The sequence below is a fragment of the Pseudoalteromonas sp. EB27 genome, from assembly GCF_001974875.1.
Classification (GTDB): Bacteria; Pseudomonadota; Gammaproteobacteria; order Enterobacterales; family Alteromonadaceae; genus Pseudoalteromonas.
This window is the reverse complement of record NZ_MTQD01000011.1, coordinates 176,215-193,715: the sequence shown is the minus strand read 5'-3', so window position 1 is coordinate 193,715 and position 17,501 is coordinate 176,215. Positions and strand designations below refer to the sequence as shown.

13 protein-coding genes and 3 rRNA genes are annotated in these 17,501 nt (G+C 39.8%); 11 read left to right on the top strand and 5 right to left on the bottom strand.

Annotated elements, in window-relative coordinates; all coding sequences use genetic code 11:
* The 4 genes from BW142_RS13850 to glsB all read left to right on the top strand — a co-directional run.
* A 23S ribosomal RNA gene (locus tag BW142_RS13850) occupies positions 1-80 on the top strand; the annotation flags it as partial.
* Positions 81-225: 145 nt separating this feature from the next.
* A 5S ribosomal RNA gene (gene rrf / locus BW142_RS13845) occupies positions 226-340 on the top strand.
* A gap of 62 nt (positions 341-402) precedes the next feature.
* Positions 403-517: ribosomal RNA gene (gene rrf / locus BW142_RS13840) — 5S ribosomal RNA — on the top strand.
* Between the two features lie 705 nt (positions 518-1,222).
* Positions 1,223-2,146, top strand: coding sequence for a glutaminase B (gene glsB, locus BW142_RS13835; RefSeq protein ID WP_076925231.1), 924 nt, complete (start codon positions 1,223-1,225; stop codon positions 2,144-2,146).
* A 37-nt stretch (positions 2,147-2,183) separates the two neighbouring features.
* Here glsB and BW142_RS13830 read toward each other — a convergent pair whose 3' ends face one another.
* A complete protein-coding gene (locus tag BW142_RS13830; RefSeq protein ID WP_076925230.1) occupies positions 2,184-3,488 on the bottom strand; it encodes an inosine/guanosine kinase in 1,305 nt (434 codons plus the stop codon).
* 178 nt (positions 3,489-3,666) lie between these two features.
* Between BW142_RS13830 and tadA the strand changes: the two genes are divergently transcribed.
* Positions 3,667-4,173, top strand: coding sequence for a tRNA adenosine(34) deaminase TadA (gene tadA / locus BW142_RS13825; RefSeq protein ID WP_076925229.1), 507 nt, complete (start codon positions 3,667-3,669; stop codon positions 4,171-4,173).
* On the opposite strand, the gene BW142_RS20740 is transcribed toward tadA, so the two are convergent.
* Entirely contained in the window at positions 4,170-4,337 is a 168-nt protein-coding gene (locus BW142_RS20740) for a hypothetical protein (RefSeq protein ID WP_166114740.1), read from the bottom strand. The genes tadA and BW142_RS20740 overlap by 4 nt on opposite strands.
* 164 nt (positions 4,338-4,501) lie before the next feature.
* A complete protein-coding gene (gene mltF / locus BW142_RS13820; RefSeq protein ID WP_076925228.1) occupies positions 4,502-6,010 on the bottom strand; it encodes a membrane-bound lytic murein transglycosylase MltF in 1,509 nt (502 codons plus the stop codon).
* 211 nt (positions 6,011-6,221) lie between these two features.
* On the opposite strand from mltF, the gene purL reads away from it, so the two are divergent.
* The 4 genes from purL to BW142_RS13800 all read left to right on the top strand — a co-directional run bounded on the left by purL (position 6,222) and on the right by BW142_RS13800 (position 13,233).
* Positions 6,222-10,112 (top strand): phosphoribosylformylglycinamidine synthase, encoded by a 3,891-nt coding sequence (purL, locus tag BW142_RS13815; protein WP_076925234.1) that lies wholly within the window; start codon positions 6,222-6,224, stop codon positions 10,110-10,112.
* Between the two features lie 129 nt (positions 10,113-10,241).
* A complete protein-coding gene (locus BW142_RS13810) occupies positions 10,242-12,692 on the top strand; it encodes a YdbH domain-containing protein (protein WP_076925227.1) in 2,451 nt (816 codons plus the stop codon).
* 2 nt (positions 12,693-12,694) lie between these two features.
* Entirely contained in the window at positions 12,695-12,892 is a 198-nt protein-coding gene (locus tag BW142_RS13805) for a YnbE family lipoprotein (protein ID WP_024591450.1), read from the top strand.
* A gap of 11 nt (positions 12,893-12,903) precedes the next feature.
* A complete protein-coding gene (locus BW142_RS13800) occupies positions 12,904-13,233 on the top strand; it encodes a YdbL family protein (RefSeq protein ID WP_007584701.1) in 330 nt (109 codons plus the stop codon).
* Positions 13,234-13,305: 72 nt separating this feature from the next.
* Here BW142_RS13800 and BW142_RS13795 read toward each other — a convergent pair whose 3' ends face one another.
* Positions 13,306-13,854 (bottom strand): DUF1415 domain-containing protein, encoded by a 549-nt coding sequence (locus tag BW142_RS13795; protein ID WP_076925226.1) that lies wholly within the window; start codon positions 13,852-13,854, stop codon positions 13,306-13,308.
* The gene (waaA, locus tag BW142_RS13790; protein WP_076925225.1) at positions 13,851-15,149 is read right to left on the bottom strand and encodes a lipid IV(A) 3-deoxy-D-manno-octulosonic acid transferase; all 1,299 of its coding nucleotides are present in this window, start codon (positions 15,147-15,149) and stop codon (positions 13,851-13,853) included. The genes BW142_RS13795 and waaA overlap by 4 nt, the downstream gene beginning before the upstream one ends.
* A 182-nt stretch (positions 15,150-15,331) precedes the next feature.
* On the opposite strand from waaA, the gene BW142_RS13785 reads away from it, so the two are divergent.
* Positions 15,332-15,922 (top strand): SIS domain-containing protein, encoded by a 591-nt coding sequence (locus BW142_RS13785; protein WP_002961065.1) that lies wholly within the window; start codon positions 15,332-15,334, stop codon positions 15,920-15,922.
* On the top strand, positions 15,922-17,361 hold the full coding sequence (hldE, locus tag BW142_RS13780) for a bifunctional D-glycero-beta-D-manno-heptose-7-phosphate kinase/D-glycero-beta-D-manno-heptose 1-phosphate adenylyltransferase HldE (protein WP_076925224.1): 1,440 nt from the start codon (positions 15,922-15,924) through the stop codon (positions 17,359-17,361). Before BW142_RS13785 ends, hldE begins: the two co-directional genes overlap by 1 nt.
* The last annotated feature ends 140 nt before the right edge of the window (positions 17,362-17,501 follow it).

The window sequence follows — 17,501 nt, the reverse complement described above, 5'->3', positions numbered from 1 at the left end:
TACAACGTTGATAGGCAAGATGTGGAAGTGGTGTGAGCCATTAAGCTAACTTGTACTAATTACCCGTGAGGCTTAACCATACAACGCCAAACGCGTTTTATGCGACAGTTTAGACAGAAGTTAATATAACTAAAGTAGATATTACTTAGAAAGACTTAAAAAATATTATCAGATATTTTCCAAATTCAGTTAGTGCGTAGCGATACGGATTAACGCCCAAATTTGCTTGGTGACAATAGCGTTTTGGACCCACCTGATCCCATGCCGAACTCAGTAGTGAAACGAAACAGCGCCGATGATAGTGTAGCATTTGCTATGTGAAAGTAGGACATTACCAGGCTTCAAATTCAGTCGAAGGACTTTAAGCTTAATAATTAAAATAAGAAAATTGAAAAGAATTTTCTTGGTGAAAATAGCGTTTTGGACCCACCTGATCCCATGCCGAACTCAGTAGTGAAACGAAACAGCGCCGATGATAGTGTAGCATTTGTTATGTGAAAGTAGGACATTACCAGGATTTAATTAAGAGAAACCCGTTACAGCAATGTAACGGGTTTTTTGCTGTCTGGGATTTAATAAATAGCCAGAGCCCATATCGAACTCAGCAGTAAGGCCGCTTCGACACAAAGATAGTGTAGCATTTCACTGTGACTTTCCACCGCTGTGAGCACTACGACATTTCAGGCTTTAAATTGTAGAAAGCCCAGTTCTAACAATCTGGGTTTTTTTATATATGCAGAAAAGTGAAAACGCGCAATTAACACACACTCACAGCAACACCCATCACGTAGATCGGGCGAGCGTAGCAACTCACGACGCTAAAATTACATAAAACCCCTGCTCGACAATGGATGTGTAGCATTTGCACTGCGACTCTCCACCGCTGTAGGCGCTATGATATTACCAAGATTTAATTTAGAGAAACCAGATACAGTAATATGACGGTTTTTTCTATTTAAATTTATACCAACCTGCATAAATCTTTGATCAATTTAACGAATTAAATTGCACTATAACGTCGTTAAAAATTTTTTATTTAGAACAACTAGATATAAAAATTTTTGCCTAGTTCTAGCGTAATTTTCTTAACGTTAAATAGACCCCATATATAAGCAGATTGGTATTAGTAAAATCTCACCGTTAAATTCGACAACAAAACTAGGTGTGATTATTCTCGCGTGCTAAAATTCAATTTTTATGAATGACGATATAGAGGTCTAGATTGCCTACAGCTGATTACCAAAAGGTGCTTGATGAAATAGCATATGAAGTACGCCCATTATTAGCAAAAGGGAAAGTAGCTGATTATATTCCGGCGCTTGCCGAGGTGGATCCAGAGCAATTTTCTATCGCTATTTATACAACTGATGGTGAAACTGTGTGTGCAGGGGATTGCTCTCAGCGCTTTACCATCCAGTCTGTTTCTAAAGTTATGACGCTAACAATGGCATTGCAACGTTATGGCGATGAACTGTGGCAGAGAGTCGGAAAAGAACCTTCAGGTACAGCTTTTAACTCGCTTACACAGCTTGAGTTTGAAAAGGGAATACCTCGTAATCCATTCATCAATGCGGGTGCGATTGTAACCTGTGATGCATTATACAGCCGCTTATCTGCTCCAATGCATTCTATGCTCGAAACCTTCAGGTTGTTAGCTGGTAATAGAGGGATAGTGATTGATAAAAAAGTTGCTAACTCTGAGTATGAATTCAGGCATCGCAATGCCGCGATGGCACATTTAATGAAGTCGTTTGGTAATTTTGAAAATGAAGTTGATGATGTTTTATGGTCTTACTTTAATTTTTGTTCTATAGAGCTTAATTGCATTGAATTAGCTAAAGCTTATAATTTTTTAGCTAATAAAGGTGTTGATAATCGATCGGGTAATCGTGTTTTAAGTAGTCGTCAAAACAAGCAGCTAAATTCGCTTTTATTCACGAGTGGTCTATATGATGCTGCGGGTGATTTTGGTTACAGAGTGGGTATGCCTGGTAAGTCGGGAGTGTCAGGAACTATTTTAGCCGTATTACCAAATAAGTTTACGGTCGCAGTGTATTCTCCAGGACTTAATTCGTTTGGTAACTCTGTTGCAGGAATAGCAGCGCTGGAACTGCTATCTAAGAAACTCGATATTTCTATTTTTTAGTTAACCGATGGGAGCAAAAATTGCTCCCAACTATTAATTATTGTTCCCAATAAACCTGTTCTAGGCAATCTTCACGCTCTGGTAAACCGCGAGATAAACGCGGAGAGTGCTGAACTAATACTTCATAGCTAGCTCGGTTAGCATATTTACTAATTTGCGATAGTGACGAGTAAGTAATAGCTTGTTGCTGATGTTTAGCTGAGTTTGCTACATTAAGCTTATGGTAAACATTCGCTGACAAATCATGTAGTACAGCGGCTAATGCGCAATCGCCTGCACCATTGGTGTTTTTGATTGAATCAGGTCCACCCATAAATGGGGCAGTATGACTATATGCTCTGATAGGTTCATCACATTCATCTTTACGCATAGCACGTGAGAATTCGTAACGGTTAAAGTCAGGTATAGCGCCTGGTAGTAACGGGTATTCAGTTTCACGTTTTAAGCTTTCATCTACGTAGCCGGCCATAAATAAGCCTTTTTCGCCAGCAGTACAAATTACCAAGTCTACCCAATCAAGTGCTTTATCGGCAGCTAAAAGGGGATCTTCAAAACCTGTAATAGCTAAACCTTCTTCTTCGTTCATAGCTAGAATATCAACATGCTTTTCGACGAAACTTGCCCACCAGGTAGGGTCTTGTTCAATTAAGAACTTAGTACCGAGTGTAAGCACAACTGGCACACCTGCATCATTAGCGTATTTAACCGCTTGCATTGTGGCTTCAGTCATCGTTTCACTACCTTGAGTACGCATTAGATAGGCACTGATCACTAACGCTGATGAATTTTCAATAAGGTCTTTATCGATAGACTCAGGGCGTAAGTGATTCATTAAGCCTGCGCTTATTGCAAAAGTACGCTCACCAGTTTCATCAATTAATGTAAAACAGCGGCCTATAGGGCCATCAACTGGTTGAAGGTAGTTTAAGTCTACACGGCTTGAGGTATTACATAAAAAGCGGTAAGCGTAGCTACCAATTTTTATATTTTCGCTCATTACGCCTAATAAAACTGAGCGATCATCTGCAAGTACAGAGTAGTTGTGCATAGTGTTACCAATGGTTCCACCGGCAAACTCAAAATCAACCATATCGTTTAATTTTAAACGATCGTATAAGGCGTTTGTTATATCGCTATCAATAACTTGCGACATGCCTCTACGTAGTTGAAATTCGTCAAGGAAAGCTTGATCAACTTTTGCCTCTATATCAACAACGATCTGATCGATACCCGTAATATAACTACGTTGTAATCGCTCTGTTGCGTTAAGTTGATTGGTAAGTGGATCTTTGGCTTCCACTGGAAAATAATGTTTATGCCTGCGGCGTCCAGGAAATTTCATTTGCTACCCGTGTTGTGAGCTAAATAAAAAAAGCGTGAGATTATAGCGTAAATCAGCACGAGTGAGCCATTACAAACGGGTAAATATTGTTTTATTTTTGCAATAAAGTAATGAATGGCGCACTTTAGAGTGCTAACTAGGTATAATTACAGCATAAAAGGTTATTTAAGTAGAAATAATGAACGAACCATTTGATGATTCCTACTGGATGGAACAAGCGCTTTTGTATGCAAAGCAAGCAGAGCAGCTTGATGAAATTCCTGTGGGGGCGATTATCGTAAAAGATAACCAGCTAATTTCAGTAGGATACAATCGCTCAATAACGGATAACGATCCATCGGCACATGCTGAAATGATTGCAGTACGAGAAGCTGGAAAAGTACTTAATAATTATCGCTTAATTGATTGCACGCTGTATGTAACATTAGAACCTTGTTCTATGTGTGCAGGGCTATTAGTTCATAGCAGAATAAAGCGTTTAGTATTTGGTGCAGTCGATGCAAAAACAGGATCTGCGGGTTCAATAATGAACCTACTACAAGAGCCTAGGTTAAATCATCAAGTTGAGGTGTGTGGTGGTGTTTTAGCACAAAAGTGCGGTGATACTATTTCGGATTTTTTTAAACGTAGAAGAGCGCAAATCAAAGCAGCTAAAAAAGCTGCTCGGGATGCTACCAGTCTTTAATTAACGATTGGCTGGATTTCTGAACCTTCCATTTGCTGCATAGCAAACATGCGACGGCGCCAGATTATTTTTTTGTGTAGCTTGCGCAACATAACACGACGACGTGTAGCTGTTGAATAAATGACATTGCGTTTTAATTTTTGTGTACGTCTACGTTTTAGCATGTGTTCTCCTAATGCAAGAGTGAGAAAGGCACAGGGTATATCTTATAAAATAATGATATATAATTAATACACATTAGTGATCATTTGATGACAAGTAAACAGATATTTAATTTACTTAAATTTTGTTTACTTACATGCTCAATAAGCGGGTACTTATATTAATCTTAGTTATTATTTCCGCTCAACTGTTTAGGCTCAATTATAGGTTGTTTTTTTTCTGTTTGCTTTTCACTTGCTTCACTTTTTACTTCACTTGTTTCATTTAGCTTTGGCTTGGTATCAGTGCTCAGCTCTGTAATTGGTTCTGGCTCAGGTTCTGTAACAATAGCATCATTTTCATCTAACCAAACAAGTGCATCGTAATAGCGGCGTATGTTATCAACATACTTTACAGCCACATCTCCGCGAGCATAACCGTAACGAGTCTTACGGTAATAGCGTTTTTTAATTAGCAGTGGTAAGCGTTTTTTTACATCAGCCCACTTGTCTGGGCTTGCGCCTTGTTGCTCGGTAATTATACGGGCATCATTAACGTGCCCCCAACCTACGTTGTATCCGGCAAGAGCAAGCCATGTGCGGTCGGGTTGCGGGATACGGTCAGGAATGCGTTTAATAAGCTTGCTTAAGTATTTAGCGCCACCACGAATGTTTTGTTCCGGCTCCAGCCTATTTGTTACACCCACCTGCTTAGCTGTACTGCGTGTTAACATCATGATACCGCGGACGCCAGTAGGTGATTTTGCTCGTGGATTCCACATCGACTCTTGATAACTGAGTGCGGCTAACAAACGCCAATCCAAGCTTCCTGCATATTGTTCAAACCATGGTTGGTATGTTGGTAAGGTCTCTTTTATAGCTTCTATGTAAGCAAGGGTATTTACATAATTAAATTGGCGCACGTGACCAAAGTATTTCTCTTCGAGTACGTAGAGCTGGTTACTTTGCTTCACGTCCCCAAAAAATGGCACCAACAACGCATATAAAGAGTCGTCATCTGATTTATTGAGTATCCATGCAATTGAGTCGTTGTGACTAACTGAAAATCCTATACTTAAATTTGGATGGTAGCGCCTAAATAAAGAAAGCGTATGTGTATCGGCAAGGGTATAATCTATCTCGCTATCAATAACGGCTTGAAGAAGTTCTTCCTCATCAAATTCTTCGCTTTCTGTCCATGTTAAATCAGGATTGTTTTTCTTTATTTTTTGCAAAGTAAGCGAGTGACTACTTTTGGCTATAACGGTAAAGTTTCCGTCTAAGTCATCAAACTCTCGAGGACGAACGCGCCCTTGTTTATAAACTAATTTTTGACTGATTGTTCTGTAAGTCGGACCATAGCGGTATTGCTCTGCACGGGTTTTATTATAGGTAAGGCCTGAGGCTATTAAGTCTAAATCCCCCTTTTCAAGGCGTTCAAACATGTCAGATAAGTTAAAGAAAGGGACTATTTCAAGCCCTACACCTAAATATTCGGCGAAGGCTTGAGATAACTCATATTCAAAGCCTTGTTCACCTTGAACGGCTTGATAATAATTACTAGCACTCGCAAGGGTGCCCACACGAATTTTATTCTGTTCTTTTATTTGGGCGAGTTGAGTTGGCTGCTCTTGCATATCGCATGCACATAACAGCATAACTAAAGTAATGATTATTATTAGTTTTTCTTTAAACATTGAGTGCCCCTTAAGCTCGCCAGCCACCGTTATAGCAAAACTAAGCCATCGCGTCACTTTACCTTTTATTTTATTAACCAAAAGCGGCTATAAATAAAGCTAAAAAGTTAATTTTATGAAAAGCGTAATTTTGAGTTAAATCTGAATGCTAATTGGACTATAATGCGTGCCTAAAATATCGTTCAATCCCTAACCCCGGATGAAATTACCTATGTTGATCCTTCGTGGTGCACCAGCACTGTCAGAGTTCAGAGTTAATAAAATTTTAGCGCGTTGCCAACAATCGCAACTTCCAGTCACTAACGTATACGCCGAGTATGCTCACTTTGCTGATTTAACATCGCCGTTGAGTAGCTCTGAGCAAACCAAGCTTGAAAAACTATTAACTTACGGTCCAACTATTGCCGAGCATACCCCAGCTGGCAAACTTGTACTTGTTACACCTCGCCCAGGTACCATCTCACCTTGGGCATCTAAAGCAACCGATATTGCCCATAACTGTGGTTTAAAACAGGTTCACCGTGTTGAACGCGGTATTGCTTATTATGTTGAAGGTGACTTAAACGCAGAACAACTTGAACAAGTGATTGCGTTATTACACGACCGTATGACCGAAGCCACGCATAGTGAGCTTGAAGATGCTGTACAACTGTTTCGCAGTGATGCCCCACGCCAAATGTCGTCTGTTGATATTTTAGGTGGCGGACGCGAAGCATTAGCAATAGCTAATGTTGAGCAAGGTTTTGCCCTTGCTGATGACGAAATAGATTACTTAGTAGAAAACTTTATAAAGTTAGGGCGTAACCCTAACGACATCGAATTGTTTATGTTTGCACAAGCAAACTCAGAGCATTGTCGTCATAAAATATTTAATGCTGACTGGACAATCGATGGAAAAGAGCAGCCAAAATCGCTGTTTAAAATGATTAAAAATACGTTTGAGTTAAATCCTGAAAATGTATTGTCGGCGTATAAAGATAACGCGGCAGTAATGAAAGGCTCAAAAGCGGGTCGCTTCTTCCCAAATGCGCAAGGTGAATATGCGTATCATCAAGAAGACATTGAAATACTAATGAAAGTTGAAACGCATAACCACCCAACAGCTATCGCGCCATTCTCTGGTGCGGCTACAGGCTCTGGTGGTGAGATTCGCGATGAAGGCGCAACTGGTCGTGGCTCTAAGCCAAAAGCAGGTTTAGTTGGCTTTACTGTATCAAACTTACGTATTCCAGGTTACGAGCAACCATGGGAAAGCGATTTTGGTAAGCCGAGTCGCATTGTTAACGCGCTTGATATAATGACAGAAGGTCCACTAGGTGGTGCTGCATTTAATAATGAGTTTGGTCGTCCTAACTTATTAGGCTACTTCCGTACTTACGAAGAAAAAGTAACAAGCCATAATGGCGAAGAAGTACGTGGTTATCATAAACCAATTATGCTTGCCGGTGGTTTAGGTAATATTCGCTCTGATCATGTTCAAAAGGGCGATATTCCTGTAGGCGCTAAATTAATTGCGTTAGGTGGACCTGCAATGAACATTGGTTTAGGCGGTGGTGCTGCATCAAGCATGGCTTCAGGTCAATCAAACGAAGATTTAGATTTTGCTTCAGTACAACGCGAAAACCCAGAAATGGAACGTCGTTGCCAAGAAGTTATCGATAAATGTTGGCAGCTAGGTGATGAAAACCCAATTGCATTCATCCACGATGTAGGTGCTGGCGGTTTATCAAATGCGTTTCCTGAGCTTGTTAATGATGGCGGACGTGGTGGTAAGTTCCAATTACGTAGCATTCCTAACGATGAGCCAGGCATGGCACCACACGAAATTTGGTGTAATGAATCACAAGAACGTTATGTACTCGCTGTCGGCGTAGAGGACTTTGACCGCTTTGAAGCAATTTGTAAGCGTGAACGTGCCCAGTACGCTGTTATTGGTGAAGCAACCGCTGAACCTCACTTAACAGTGTCAGACAGCCATTTTGAAAATAACCCTGTTGATTTACCGCTGGACGTATTATTAGGTAAAGCACCTAAAATGCACCGCGATGTAACGTCAAAGCAAGTTGTTGGCAAAGCGCTTGATATCACATCAATAAATGCTGCAGATGCAGCGCAGCGCTTAATGCGTTTACCAGCCATTGCAGAAAAAACATTCCTAATAACAATCGGCGATCGATCTGTTACGGGTTTAGTAGCGCGCGATCAAATGGTCGGTCCTTGGCAAGTACCTGTTGCTAACTGTGCAGTAACTGCGGCAACGTATGATACTTACCACGGTGAAGCTATGTCACTCGGTGAGCGTACTCCGGCTGCATTACTTAATTACGGTGCATCTGCTCGTTTAGCTGTAGCTGAGTCGTTAACTAATATTGCCTGTGCAAATATTGGTAGCCTTGAAAACATTAAGTTATCGGCAAACTGGATGGCAGCAGCGGGTCACCCAGGTGAAGATGCTGGTTTATATGAAGCTGTTAAAGCTGTAGGGGAAGAGCTTTGTCCTGCGCTTGGTTTAACGATTCCAGTGGGGAAAGATTCTATGTCGATGAAAACGACATGGAAAGATGAAGGTGACTCACAAGAGAAGTCAGTAACATCGCCGCTTTCACTGGTTATAACTGCGTTTGGTCGTGTTGACGACGTACGTAAAACAGTAACGCCACAACTGCGCACAGATAAAGGCGATACATCGCTTATATTAGTTGATTTAGGTGCGGGTAAAAACCGCATGGGCGCATCAAGCCTTGCGCAAGTTTATAAGCAATTGGGTGATGTAACACCTGATGTTGATAACCCAGAGTTATTAAAAGGCTTTTATAACGCAATGCAAGCTCTTGTGGCTGATAGTAAGTTACTTGCTTATCATGACCGCTCAGACGGCGGTTTATTTACCACAGTAGCTGAAATGGCGTTTACGGGTCATACCGGTGTAACGATTGATTTAGCAGCTTTAACAGGCTCTGACATTGAAGCGCTTTATAACGAAGAGCTAGGTGCCGTAATCCAAGTAGCAAATGCTGATTTAGATGCAGTAAATGCGGTGTTTGAACAACATGGTATAGCAGCAATTAGCCACAACATTGGCACGCTTAACAGTGATGATACGATTATATTTAACCGTGGCGAAAATACGGTACTTAATCATACGCGTACTGAGCTTCGTACTATTTGGGCTGAAACAACGTATCAAATGCAAGCACGCCGTGATAACCCTGAATGTGCTAAGCAAGAGTTTGATGCTAAATTTGATGCAAAAGATCCAGGCTTAAATGTAAAACTTAACTTTGATTTAAACGAAGATATAGCTGCACCATACATTGCAACCGGTGCTAAACCGCAAATGGCTATTTTACGTGAGCAGGGTGTTAACTCTCATTTAGAAATGGCGGCAGCGTTTAATCGCGCAGGTTTTGCAGCCGTTGATGTACACATGAGCGATATTTTAGAAGGACGTTTAACACTAGAGCAATTTAAAGGTTTAGTGGCATGTGGTGGTTTCTCATACGGTGACGTACTTGGTGCGGGTGAAGGTTGGGCTAAGTCTATTTTGTTTAACGACATGGCACGCGATCAGTTCCAAAACTTCTTCCACCGTGAAGATACCTTTAGCTTAGGTGTATGTAACGGTTGCCAAATGTTATCAACATTAAAAGAGTTGATCCCTGGAACTGAACATTGGCCGCGTTTTGTAACTAATAAATCAGAGCGTTTTGAAGCACGCTTTAGTTTAGTAGAAATACAAGAGAATCCGTCTGTGTTCTTTAATGGAATGGCTGGCTCGCGTATGCCTATAGCGGTTTCTCATGGTGAAGGTCATGCTGAGTTTGCAAACGATGCAGCTATTAAAGCGGCGCTTAATAGCGGCACTGTAGCGGTTAAGTTTGTAGATAACTACGGTAACCCTACAACGCAGTACCCAGCTAACCCTAATGGTTCTCCAGAAGGTATTACAGGTATTACGTCAACTGATGGTCGCGCCACTGTAATGATGCCGCATCCAGAACGTGTATTCAGAAGCGTTGCCAACTCTTGGCATCCTGATGAGTGGATCGAGGATAGCCCGTGGATGCGTATGTTCCGTAATGCACGTAAAAATGTAGGTTAATTACATTTGTGTTTATACAAGTTAGATTCATAATCTTACTGTAAAATAAAAAAGGCTGCATTGTGCAGCCTTTTTTGATTCCTGAATCAGTATAGTTTTAGTTAAAAGCACAAAGCATTTAAGGATAGTATGTTTAAACGAGTTGGTTTAATTGTTGGAGCTGTATTGCTAAGCATCTTGCTGCTTGGTTATGTATTTCGTTTACCTTTATTACAGTGGGCTATAGCGCCTGAGCTTAAAAAAGCGGGTGTCACATTAAACTGCCTTGATTTTTCAATTACGTCTGAGCTAAATATTCATGCTGATAAAGTGTGTGTAAATTATCAAAATCAACAGTTACAACTGACGGATATAACTGCAAATACAAAGCGTGTAGATATTAAAAATGCAGTGCTAACGGTTAATTCACTCCCTAAAAGTGATAATGCTAATCAACATGCTAAAAATCTCGATTTAGCGCTTCCCTTAAATCGCCCATTAATTAGCATTAAACAGCTTGTAGTAAAAAGTGATGAACTCAATAAGCCAGTAAAAATAAGTATATTAGAACCCGAGCTAAATAAATTTAATGTCACGGGTGATATAAACGCGATTGCAACTTTGGCTGCTAATAAAATAAGTGGTCAGTTCACGATTAATGACACTTTTTTAAAGCAGTTTCTAAATACTGAAAACACCTCAATAGCAGATGTTAACTTTAATACCCAGCAAGCATTTAGCTTTGACGGTATAGATCTTGAGTTAAATGGCGATATCAGTTCCCAGTTTGCTCATACTTTTGAGCAATGCCAGTTTAACGTATTAACGACAGGCGAATTGGTAACTCATTTTAATTTAAATAGCCAAGTGTTAATGCTTAATACTGACCTGCTTAATAACAATATTACTTTAACATCAAGCTGTACCGAGTTAATTCCACCGAGTGAATACGCAGGTTTTGTGAGCAATCAAGTTCCTTTAGATTGGCAACTTAAACTTCCTCAATCAATTCGATTAGAGGGGAGCGACCTGAATGTACCTGCAATTAATTTGGTGAGTGAAGGCGATAAGCAATTCAATATTTTAATAACCGATACAGCACTTAATATTAAATCGCCACTTGAAAACTTACAGACAAATTTATCAGCGAGAATAAGCACACCCGATATAAATAATTTCAGCGTTAATGCTCAGTTAGTGGGCACTGCAATTAAAGGCGATTACGCGGTTGCGCTTGAAAGCTTGCCTGAATTTGTTCCTGCAACGGCGAATGGGCTTAGCCTTAGTGGTTACTTTGATTTAAGTGAGTTTATAGGCTCAAAACCAGTTGGGCTTATAAATGCTAAATTAACGCTTAAAAGTGTAGATGCGTTTGATATAAGTGCAGTGCAATACCAAGGTGATTTAACTGCAAAAATGGATAAGCAGTTAAATGCAGAAGTAACATTAACTCATCAATTAAAAAACGCGGAATATAAAGAATTTAAAGCAACGGATATAAGTAACACATTAACAGCAAACGCTAATTTAGGCGTGGGCGAGTTATTTACCGAGCTAACAGCAAAAACGAATATAAAAGCTGTTAATAGCCCCGACATAAAACTTAATAATATAAAAGTAGAGTCTACAGGCTTGCAAAGCCGTGCACTAAAAGCCACGCATCATGTATTTGTAAACGATGTTGAGTTAGTGGTAAATCATCATGTATCGTCGCAAGCTCATCCGTTTGAAGTGATTATTCCTGAGCAAAGTGTACTGCCATTAAATACTTTTATTAATCAATTTGAGCCACTTGCGCAGCTAACTAAGGGCGAATTTAATGGCTATATTAGTGGCGATGTAAACTTGCAAAATGCATCGTTCAATATGGATGTAAGTCACGCAAGTGCACTGTATAACAACTATCTTGCAAATGATTTAAATAGTGCATTTAGCGGGGAATATAATTCAGGTAAGCTTAATGTAAAACCAACTACCTTTAATTTAAATGAATTTAGAGCTGGTGCCATAGTTAAAGCGATTGAAGGGCAGTGGCAAGTGAATAACAATACCGCGCTTATAAATGATGTAAAAGGAAGTGTGTTTGGTGGCGAGTTTTCTCTAGATACCTACACAGTAGGGAAGCCAAACCAAGTTGCCAATGTTAAGTTTGAAAACATTGATGCAAGTAAACTCGTTACACTCGATGATAAGTCGGGCATTGTATTAACAGGGCGCTTGGCGGGGTCTTTACCTGTCCATTTTGATAGTGGAAAAATTGAAATAATTGACGGTAGTTTATTTAGCCAAGGCACCGGTAATTTAAAAATTACTAATAATGCAGTGTTTGATTCAGTAATGCAGCAACAGCAAGAGTTGCAACCTGTATTAGGGCTATTAACTAATTTAGATATTCAAAAACTTAATAGCAGTGTGGCATTAAAAAACGATGGCTGGTTAAAGCTTGAGGTTAATTTACAAGGCTATAATAAAGCAGAGCAGCAGCAGGTTAACTTTAATTATAACCACGAAGAAAACGTATTTACACTTTTACGCGCACTGCGTTTAAGTGACGAAATTACACAGAAAGTTGAGCAACAATACTCACAAAAAGGAAACTAATAATGAGACAGTCGTTATTGATAAAAGTACTGCTCGGGCTAGGTGTTATTAGTGCACTAAGTGCCTGCACGCACCGAGTTGAGGTATCTGCTAAAGAGCCCATTACGATTAATTTAAATGTGAAGGTCGACCACGAAATTCGCGTAAAAGTAGATAAAGAACTCGACAGCTTATTTAGTGACGACAGTGAGTTATTTTAAGGAGCTAAAACATGAATACGAAGAAAAAATTAAATATTATTACGTTAGTTAGTGCAGTATGTATGTCGTTCTCTGCGTGGGCTATTAGCCTTGATGACGCTAAAAACCAAGGTTTTGTAGGTGAAGATAGCTCTGGTTATTTAGGGCTTGTGGTACAAAACGCAGAAGCAAAAGCAGTTGTTGATGACATAAATGCAAAGCGTAAAGCGCAGTACTTAAAGCTGGCTAAAAAGAATAACTTGTCACTTTCACAAGTAGAAGCACTTGCTGCCGCTAAAACAATTGAAAAAACCCAAAGTGGTCATTACGTTGAAGTAAATGGTAACTGGGTTAAAAAATAAGCGTTAGTTATTGCTTTTTTTTTGCACAAGGTTTTGCATGAAGTTTGTACAAACAAAAATAAAACCGAGCCTTTAAGCGCTCGGTTTTTTACAGCCTTCGAGTAACTGCTGCCAAAAATCAATGCCCTTACGCCTTGCTAGGTTTATATTATGCTCTGGAATCGACTCGGGCTCGTTGTAACTATCAAGCGCTTCACTCATACTTGCTTCGCGAATTAAATGCAAAGTAGGAAAAGGTGCTCTATTTGTATAGTTTGCGGCATCGGTTTCATCGCTATCGGCAAATACGTAATCAGGGTGAAAGTTAGCAATTTGATACTTACCTTCAAACCCCTGCGCGACTAACAGCGCATTGGCTAAATCGACCAAGTCTAAATAATCTTCAAAGTCACTAAAGCCGTTGTCAAACATGATAAGGGTTGTTTCGCGCTCTGGTTCGCGGTCAAGCTCAATACATTGCTCAAGCATATCCATTACAGCATCATCCATACTCGTTGCTGGGCTTACAACATAATGAATACAGTTATTTTCTACTTCTTTGCGGGCAAACGGGCAAAAGTTATATTTAACAATAACAGATGACACCCATTCGCGGGTTTGGCTTATAGCTATGTTGGTCACGGTTTTGGCTCTAAATATTGATTAATAATGGTAAGTGTTTTTTGTATAGCACCTTGATTTTTAGCTACGCATAGCGCAGCTTTAATACCTAAGGTTTGGCACGCTTTTGTGTTTTGGCTAAACGTTATAAGCTGCTTAGCTAGTTCGTCATTGCTATCAACCACTACAGCACCTTTGAGTTTTATTAGCTCGGGGTAAACATGATAAAAATTGTATGTATGCGGGCCTGTTATTACGCCTACAGAAAATGCAGCTGATTCCAGTGGGTTATGCCCACCTCTACGTATTAAGCTGCCGCCAATAAAGCTGATATTTGCAGCGCCATATAAACACTGCAATTCACCAAGCGTATCAGCAAGGAGTACTTGTTCATTGTTGTAGTTATTTTGGCTACGACGGCTAAAACTAAGTGGGCTTTGTGTTAAAAGCTCAGCTACTTTATCAAATTGCTCTGGATGGCGCGGGGCAATTATAAGTAATGCATTAGGTTGCTTTTTTAGTAATTCTTGATGGGCTAAAAGTACCAGCTCATGCTCAACAGGATGTGTTGAGCCTGCTGCCCATACGAAGCGTTCATCGTTATTGTCTTCATTACTGTTATAAAGCTGTTTAAGGTTGAGTACTTTGGCTAATTGCTCTTCATTTGGTGTTATGTCAAATTTTATTGAACCTGTTACATGGCTTTTTGAAGTTTCAAGACCAAGTTCAATAAAGCGTTTAGCATCTGTTTTATTGTGACTCGCAAGTACCGTAATTGAGCGCATAATAATGTGCGTTAATTTAGCGACCTTTTGATAGCCCTGCTGCGACTTTTCAGAGAGTCTTGCATTGATGACAAATACCGGTATATTTTTTTTGTGACTTATCGCCATTAAATTTGGCCATAGCTCTGTTTCTAAAATACATAATGCTTGTGGCTTTATACGCTTTAAAAATCGGGCTGCCGCAAACGGAAAATCGATTGGTAAGTAGCTACACGCCACAGTATTTTTAAACTGGTTAAGTATTTGCTCTCTGCCTGTTGGAGTATTACAGGTTATAAGTATATTTAAATTTGGATGCGCTTTTTGCAGAGCTTTAATAAGTGGCGTTGCGGCAAGTACCTCACCAACAGAAGCACAATGAAAAACTAAAGGTTTGGTTTTGGTCGTAAATAAAGACTTACTGACAAACCCAAAGCGCTCTTTAAAGTGTGCACGATAGCCTTGGTTTTTTTTACCTCGTAAAACATAAAGGTAAAATACAATCAGTGGGCTGATAAAAATTAATGCAAGGGAGTAAAAAATGCGTGCCATACTGATCTTTCTTAAAGGGAAGTGGCGTTAGTTTACCGTGAAATAGTCGTTTTCTAAACATACTCGCAATAAAATATGGCCAGGGTTCAGTTATAACCCGATAAAATGAACACAATTAAATAAAATTATGGAATAATGGATTTAATTTTTCCCTGCTATTTCAGTTCCTAGAGGAATTTTTCATGTCAATTATCGATTCAGTGGCAACTAGCTACGTTGAAACATTAAACCGTCATCAAGCATTATTTGAAACGATGGAAGCTTATCATCAAGAATCTATGCAACTGTTGGAAGCATGCCACAGTGCATTACAAGCTGGTGGCAAGATTGTTTGGTTTGGTAACGGCGGTAGTGCAGCCGATGCGCAGCATTTAGCAGCAGAATTTGTAGTGCGTTACAAATTAGAACGTGGTCCGCTTGCCTCTATGGCATTGACCACCGACACATCAATTTTAACAGCACACAGCAACGATTATCACTTTGATACGGTGTTTGAACGTCAAGTTCAAGCGCTGTGTAAACCAGAAGACTTAGTAATTGGTTTAACTACATCAGGTACTAGCAACAATATTAATTTAGCATTAGAAGCCGCAAATAAACTAGGTGCTTTTACAGTCGCTTTAACAGGGCGTGATGGCGGCAAAGTAAAAGATATTGCTAAGTTACCTATTATTATAAAAAATGACGAAACAGCACGTATTCAAGAAGCTCACATGTTTATAGGTCACTGGTTATGTGAAGCCATGGATATGGTTGTTGCGGAGCAGCAGTAATGGATTTATCGTTATTAAAAAACTTATCGGCAGCACGTATATTAGTTGTTGGCGACGTAATGCTAGACCGTTATTGGTATGGCGACACAGGGCGTATTTCGCCAGAAGCGCCAGTACCTGTTGTTAAAGTAAGTAAATTTGAAGACAAAGCGGGCGGTGCAGCTAATGTTGCAAAAAATATAGCACGGTTAGATGCAAAAGTCGGCTTACTGGGCTTAATTGGCGAAGACGAAAGCGGGCAGATTTTAGAGACCATTTTAAAAGGTGAAAAAATAAGCTCACAGTTAGTTAGTGTATGTGATTTACCGACTATTTCTAAAATGCGCGTTATTAGTCGCCATCAGCAACTAGTTCGCCTTGATTTAGAAGAAACGTTTACTGAGCAACATAGTCAATTACTACTAAACCGCTTAGAGCTTGTACTAGATGAATACGACTTTATTGTGTTCTCTGATTATAGCAAAGGATCTTTAAGCTTAATTAAAGAAATGGTAAGCCTTGCTAAGGGCGCCGGAAAGACGGTTTTAATTGACCCTAAATCGCCAGATTTACATTTATATGAAGGTGCTGATTACATTACGCCTAATTTACATGAGTTTAAGTTAGCAGGTGGTCAAACCGATTCAGAAGAAGCTTTAGCAGCAAGTGCACGTGATTTAATTAGCAAAAATGGCATTAAAGCCATGTTACTTACGCGTTCTGAGCAAGGTATGTCGCTGATTAATGCAGATGAAAAGTTTGATTTTGCAGCGCAAGAACTTGAAGTAAGCGATGTAACCGGCGCGGGTGATACGGTTATAGCTACACTCGCGGTTATGCTTGGCGCAGGTATGGAAGCTAAAGATGCTGTAGAAGTTGCTAATTTAGCTGCTGGTATAGCGGTTAGTAAATTTGGTGCAGCAACTGTCTCTCCAGAAGAGCTAAGCCGCAAGCTAGGTCAGTATTTACATACTACCGGTGAGCATTACCAAACACCATTTGATGATGTACTTCAGCATATTGAATTTGCAAAACAAAACGGCGAAACCATTGTATTTACCAATGGCTGCTTTGATATTTTACATGCTGGGCATGTGCGTTATTTAGCACAAGCTAAAGCACGAGGCGATAGACTCGTTGTTGGATTAAATAATGATGAATCTATTACGCGTTTAAAAGGGGCAGATCGTCCTATTAACCCTCTAGATGAGCGTGCAATGGTACTTAGTGCACTTTCATCAGTTGATTGGGTTATTCCGTTTGGCCGTTTAGATGAAAACGATACTCCCGCTAAATTAATTGAGCAAATAAGCCCTGATATTTTAGTTAAAGGCGGCGACTACACCGTAGAGCAAATAGCGGGTGCTGAGCATGTGCTTCGCCATGGTGGAAAAGTTGAAGTGCTTGAATTTTTAGATGGGTGCTCAACATCAAAAGTAATTAGTAAAATTAAACAGTAATTACTTATACCAACCCGCATAAATCTTTGATCAATTTAACGAATTAAATTGCACTACAACGTCGTTAAATTTTTTATTTAGAACAACTAGATACAAAAATTTCTGCCTAGTTCCAGCGTGATTTTCTTAACGTTAAATAG

What these genes read in the sequence shown, in the direction of transcription:
- BW142_RS13785 (WP_002961065.1), top strand. Translation starts at nt 15,332, where the DNA reads ATGTCAATTATCGATTCAGTGGCAACTAGCTACGTTGAAACATTAAAC.
- mltF (WP_076925228.1), bottom strand. Translation starts at nt 6,010, where the DNA reads ATGTTTAAAGAAAAACTAATAATAATCATTACTTTAGTTATGCTGTTA.
- purL (WP_076925234.1), top strand. Translation starts at nt 6,222, where the DNA reads ATGTTGATCCTTCGTGGTGCACCAGCACTGTCAGAGTTCAGAGTTAAT.
- BW142_RS13800 (WP_007584701.1), top strand. Translation starts at nt 12,904, where the DNA reads ATGAATACGAAGAAAAAATTAAATATTATTACGTTAGTTAGTGCAGTA.
- hldE (WP_076925224.1), top strand. Translation starts at nt 15,922, where the DNA reads ATGGATTTATCGTTATTAAAAAACTTATCGGCAGCACGTATATTAGTT.
- BW142_RS13810 (WP_076925227.1), top strand. Translation starts at nt 10,242, where the DNA reads ATGTTTAAACGAGTTGGTTTAATTGTTGGAGCTGTATTGCTAAGCATC.
- waaA (WP_076925225.1), bottom strand. Translation starts at nt 15,149, where the DNA reads ATGGCACGCATTTTTTACTCCCTTGCATTAATTTTTATCAGCCCACTG.
- BW142_RS20740 (WP_166114740.1), bottom strand. Translation starts at nt 4,337, where the DNA reads ATGCTAAAACGTAGACGTACACAAAAATTAAAACGCAATGTCATTTAT.
- BW142_RS13830 (WP_076925230.1), bottom strand. Translation starts at nt 3,488, where the DNA reads ATGAAATTTCCTGGACGCCGCAGGCATAAACATTATTTTCCAGTGGAA.
- BW142_RS13805 (WP_024591450.1), top strand. Translation starts at nt 12,695, where the DNA reads ATGAGACAGTCGTTATTGATAAAAGTACTGCTCGGGCTAGGTGTTATT.
- tadA (WP_076925229.1), top strand. Translation starts at nt 3,667, where the DNA reads ATGAACGAACCATTTGATGATTCCTACTGGATGGAACAAGCGCTTTTG.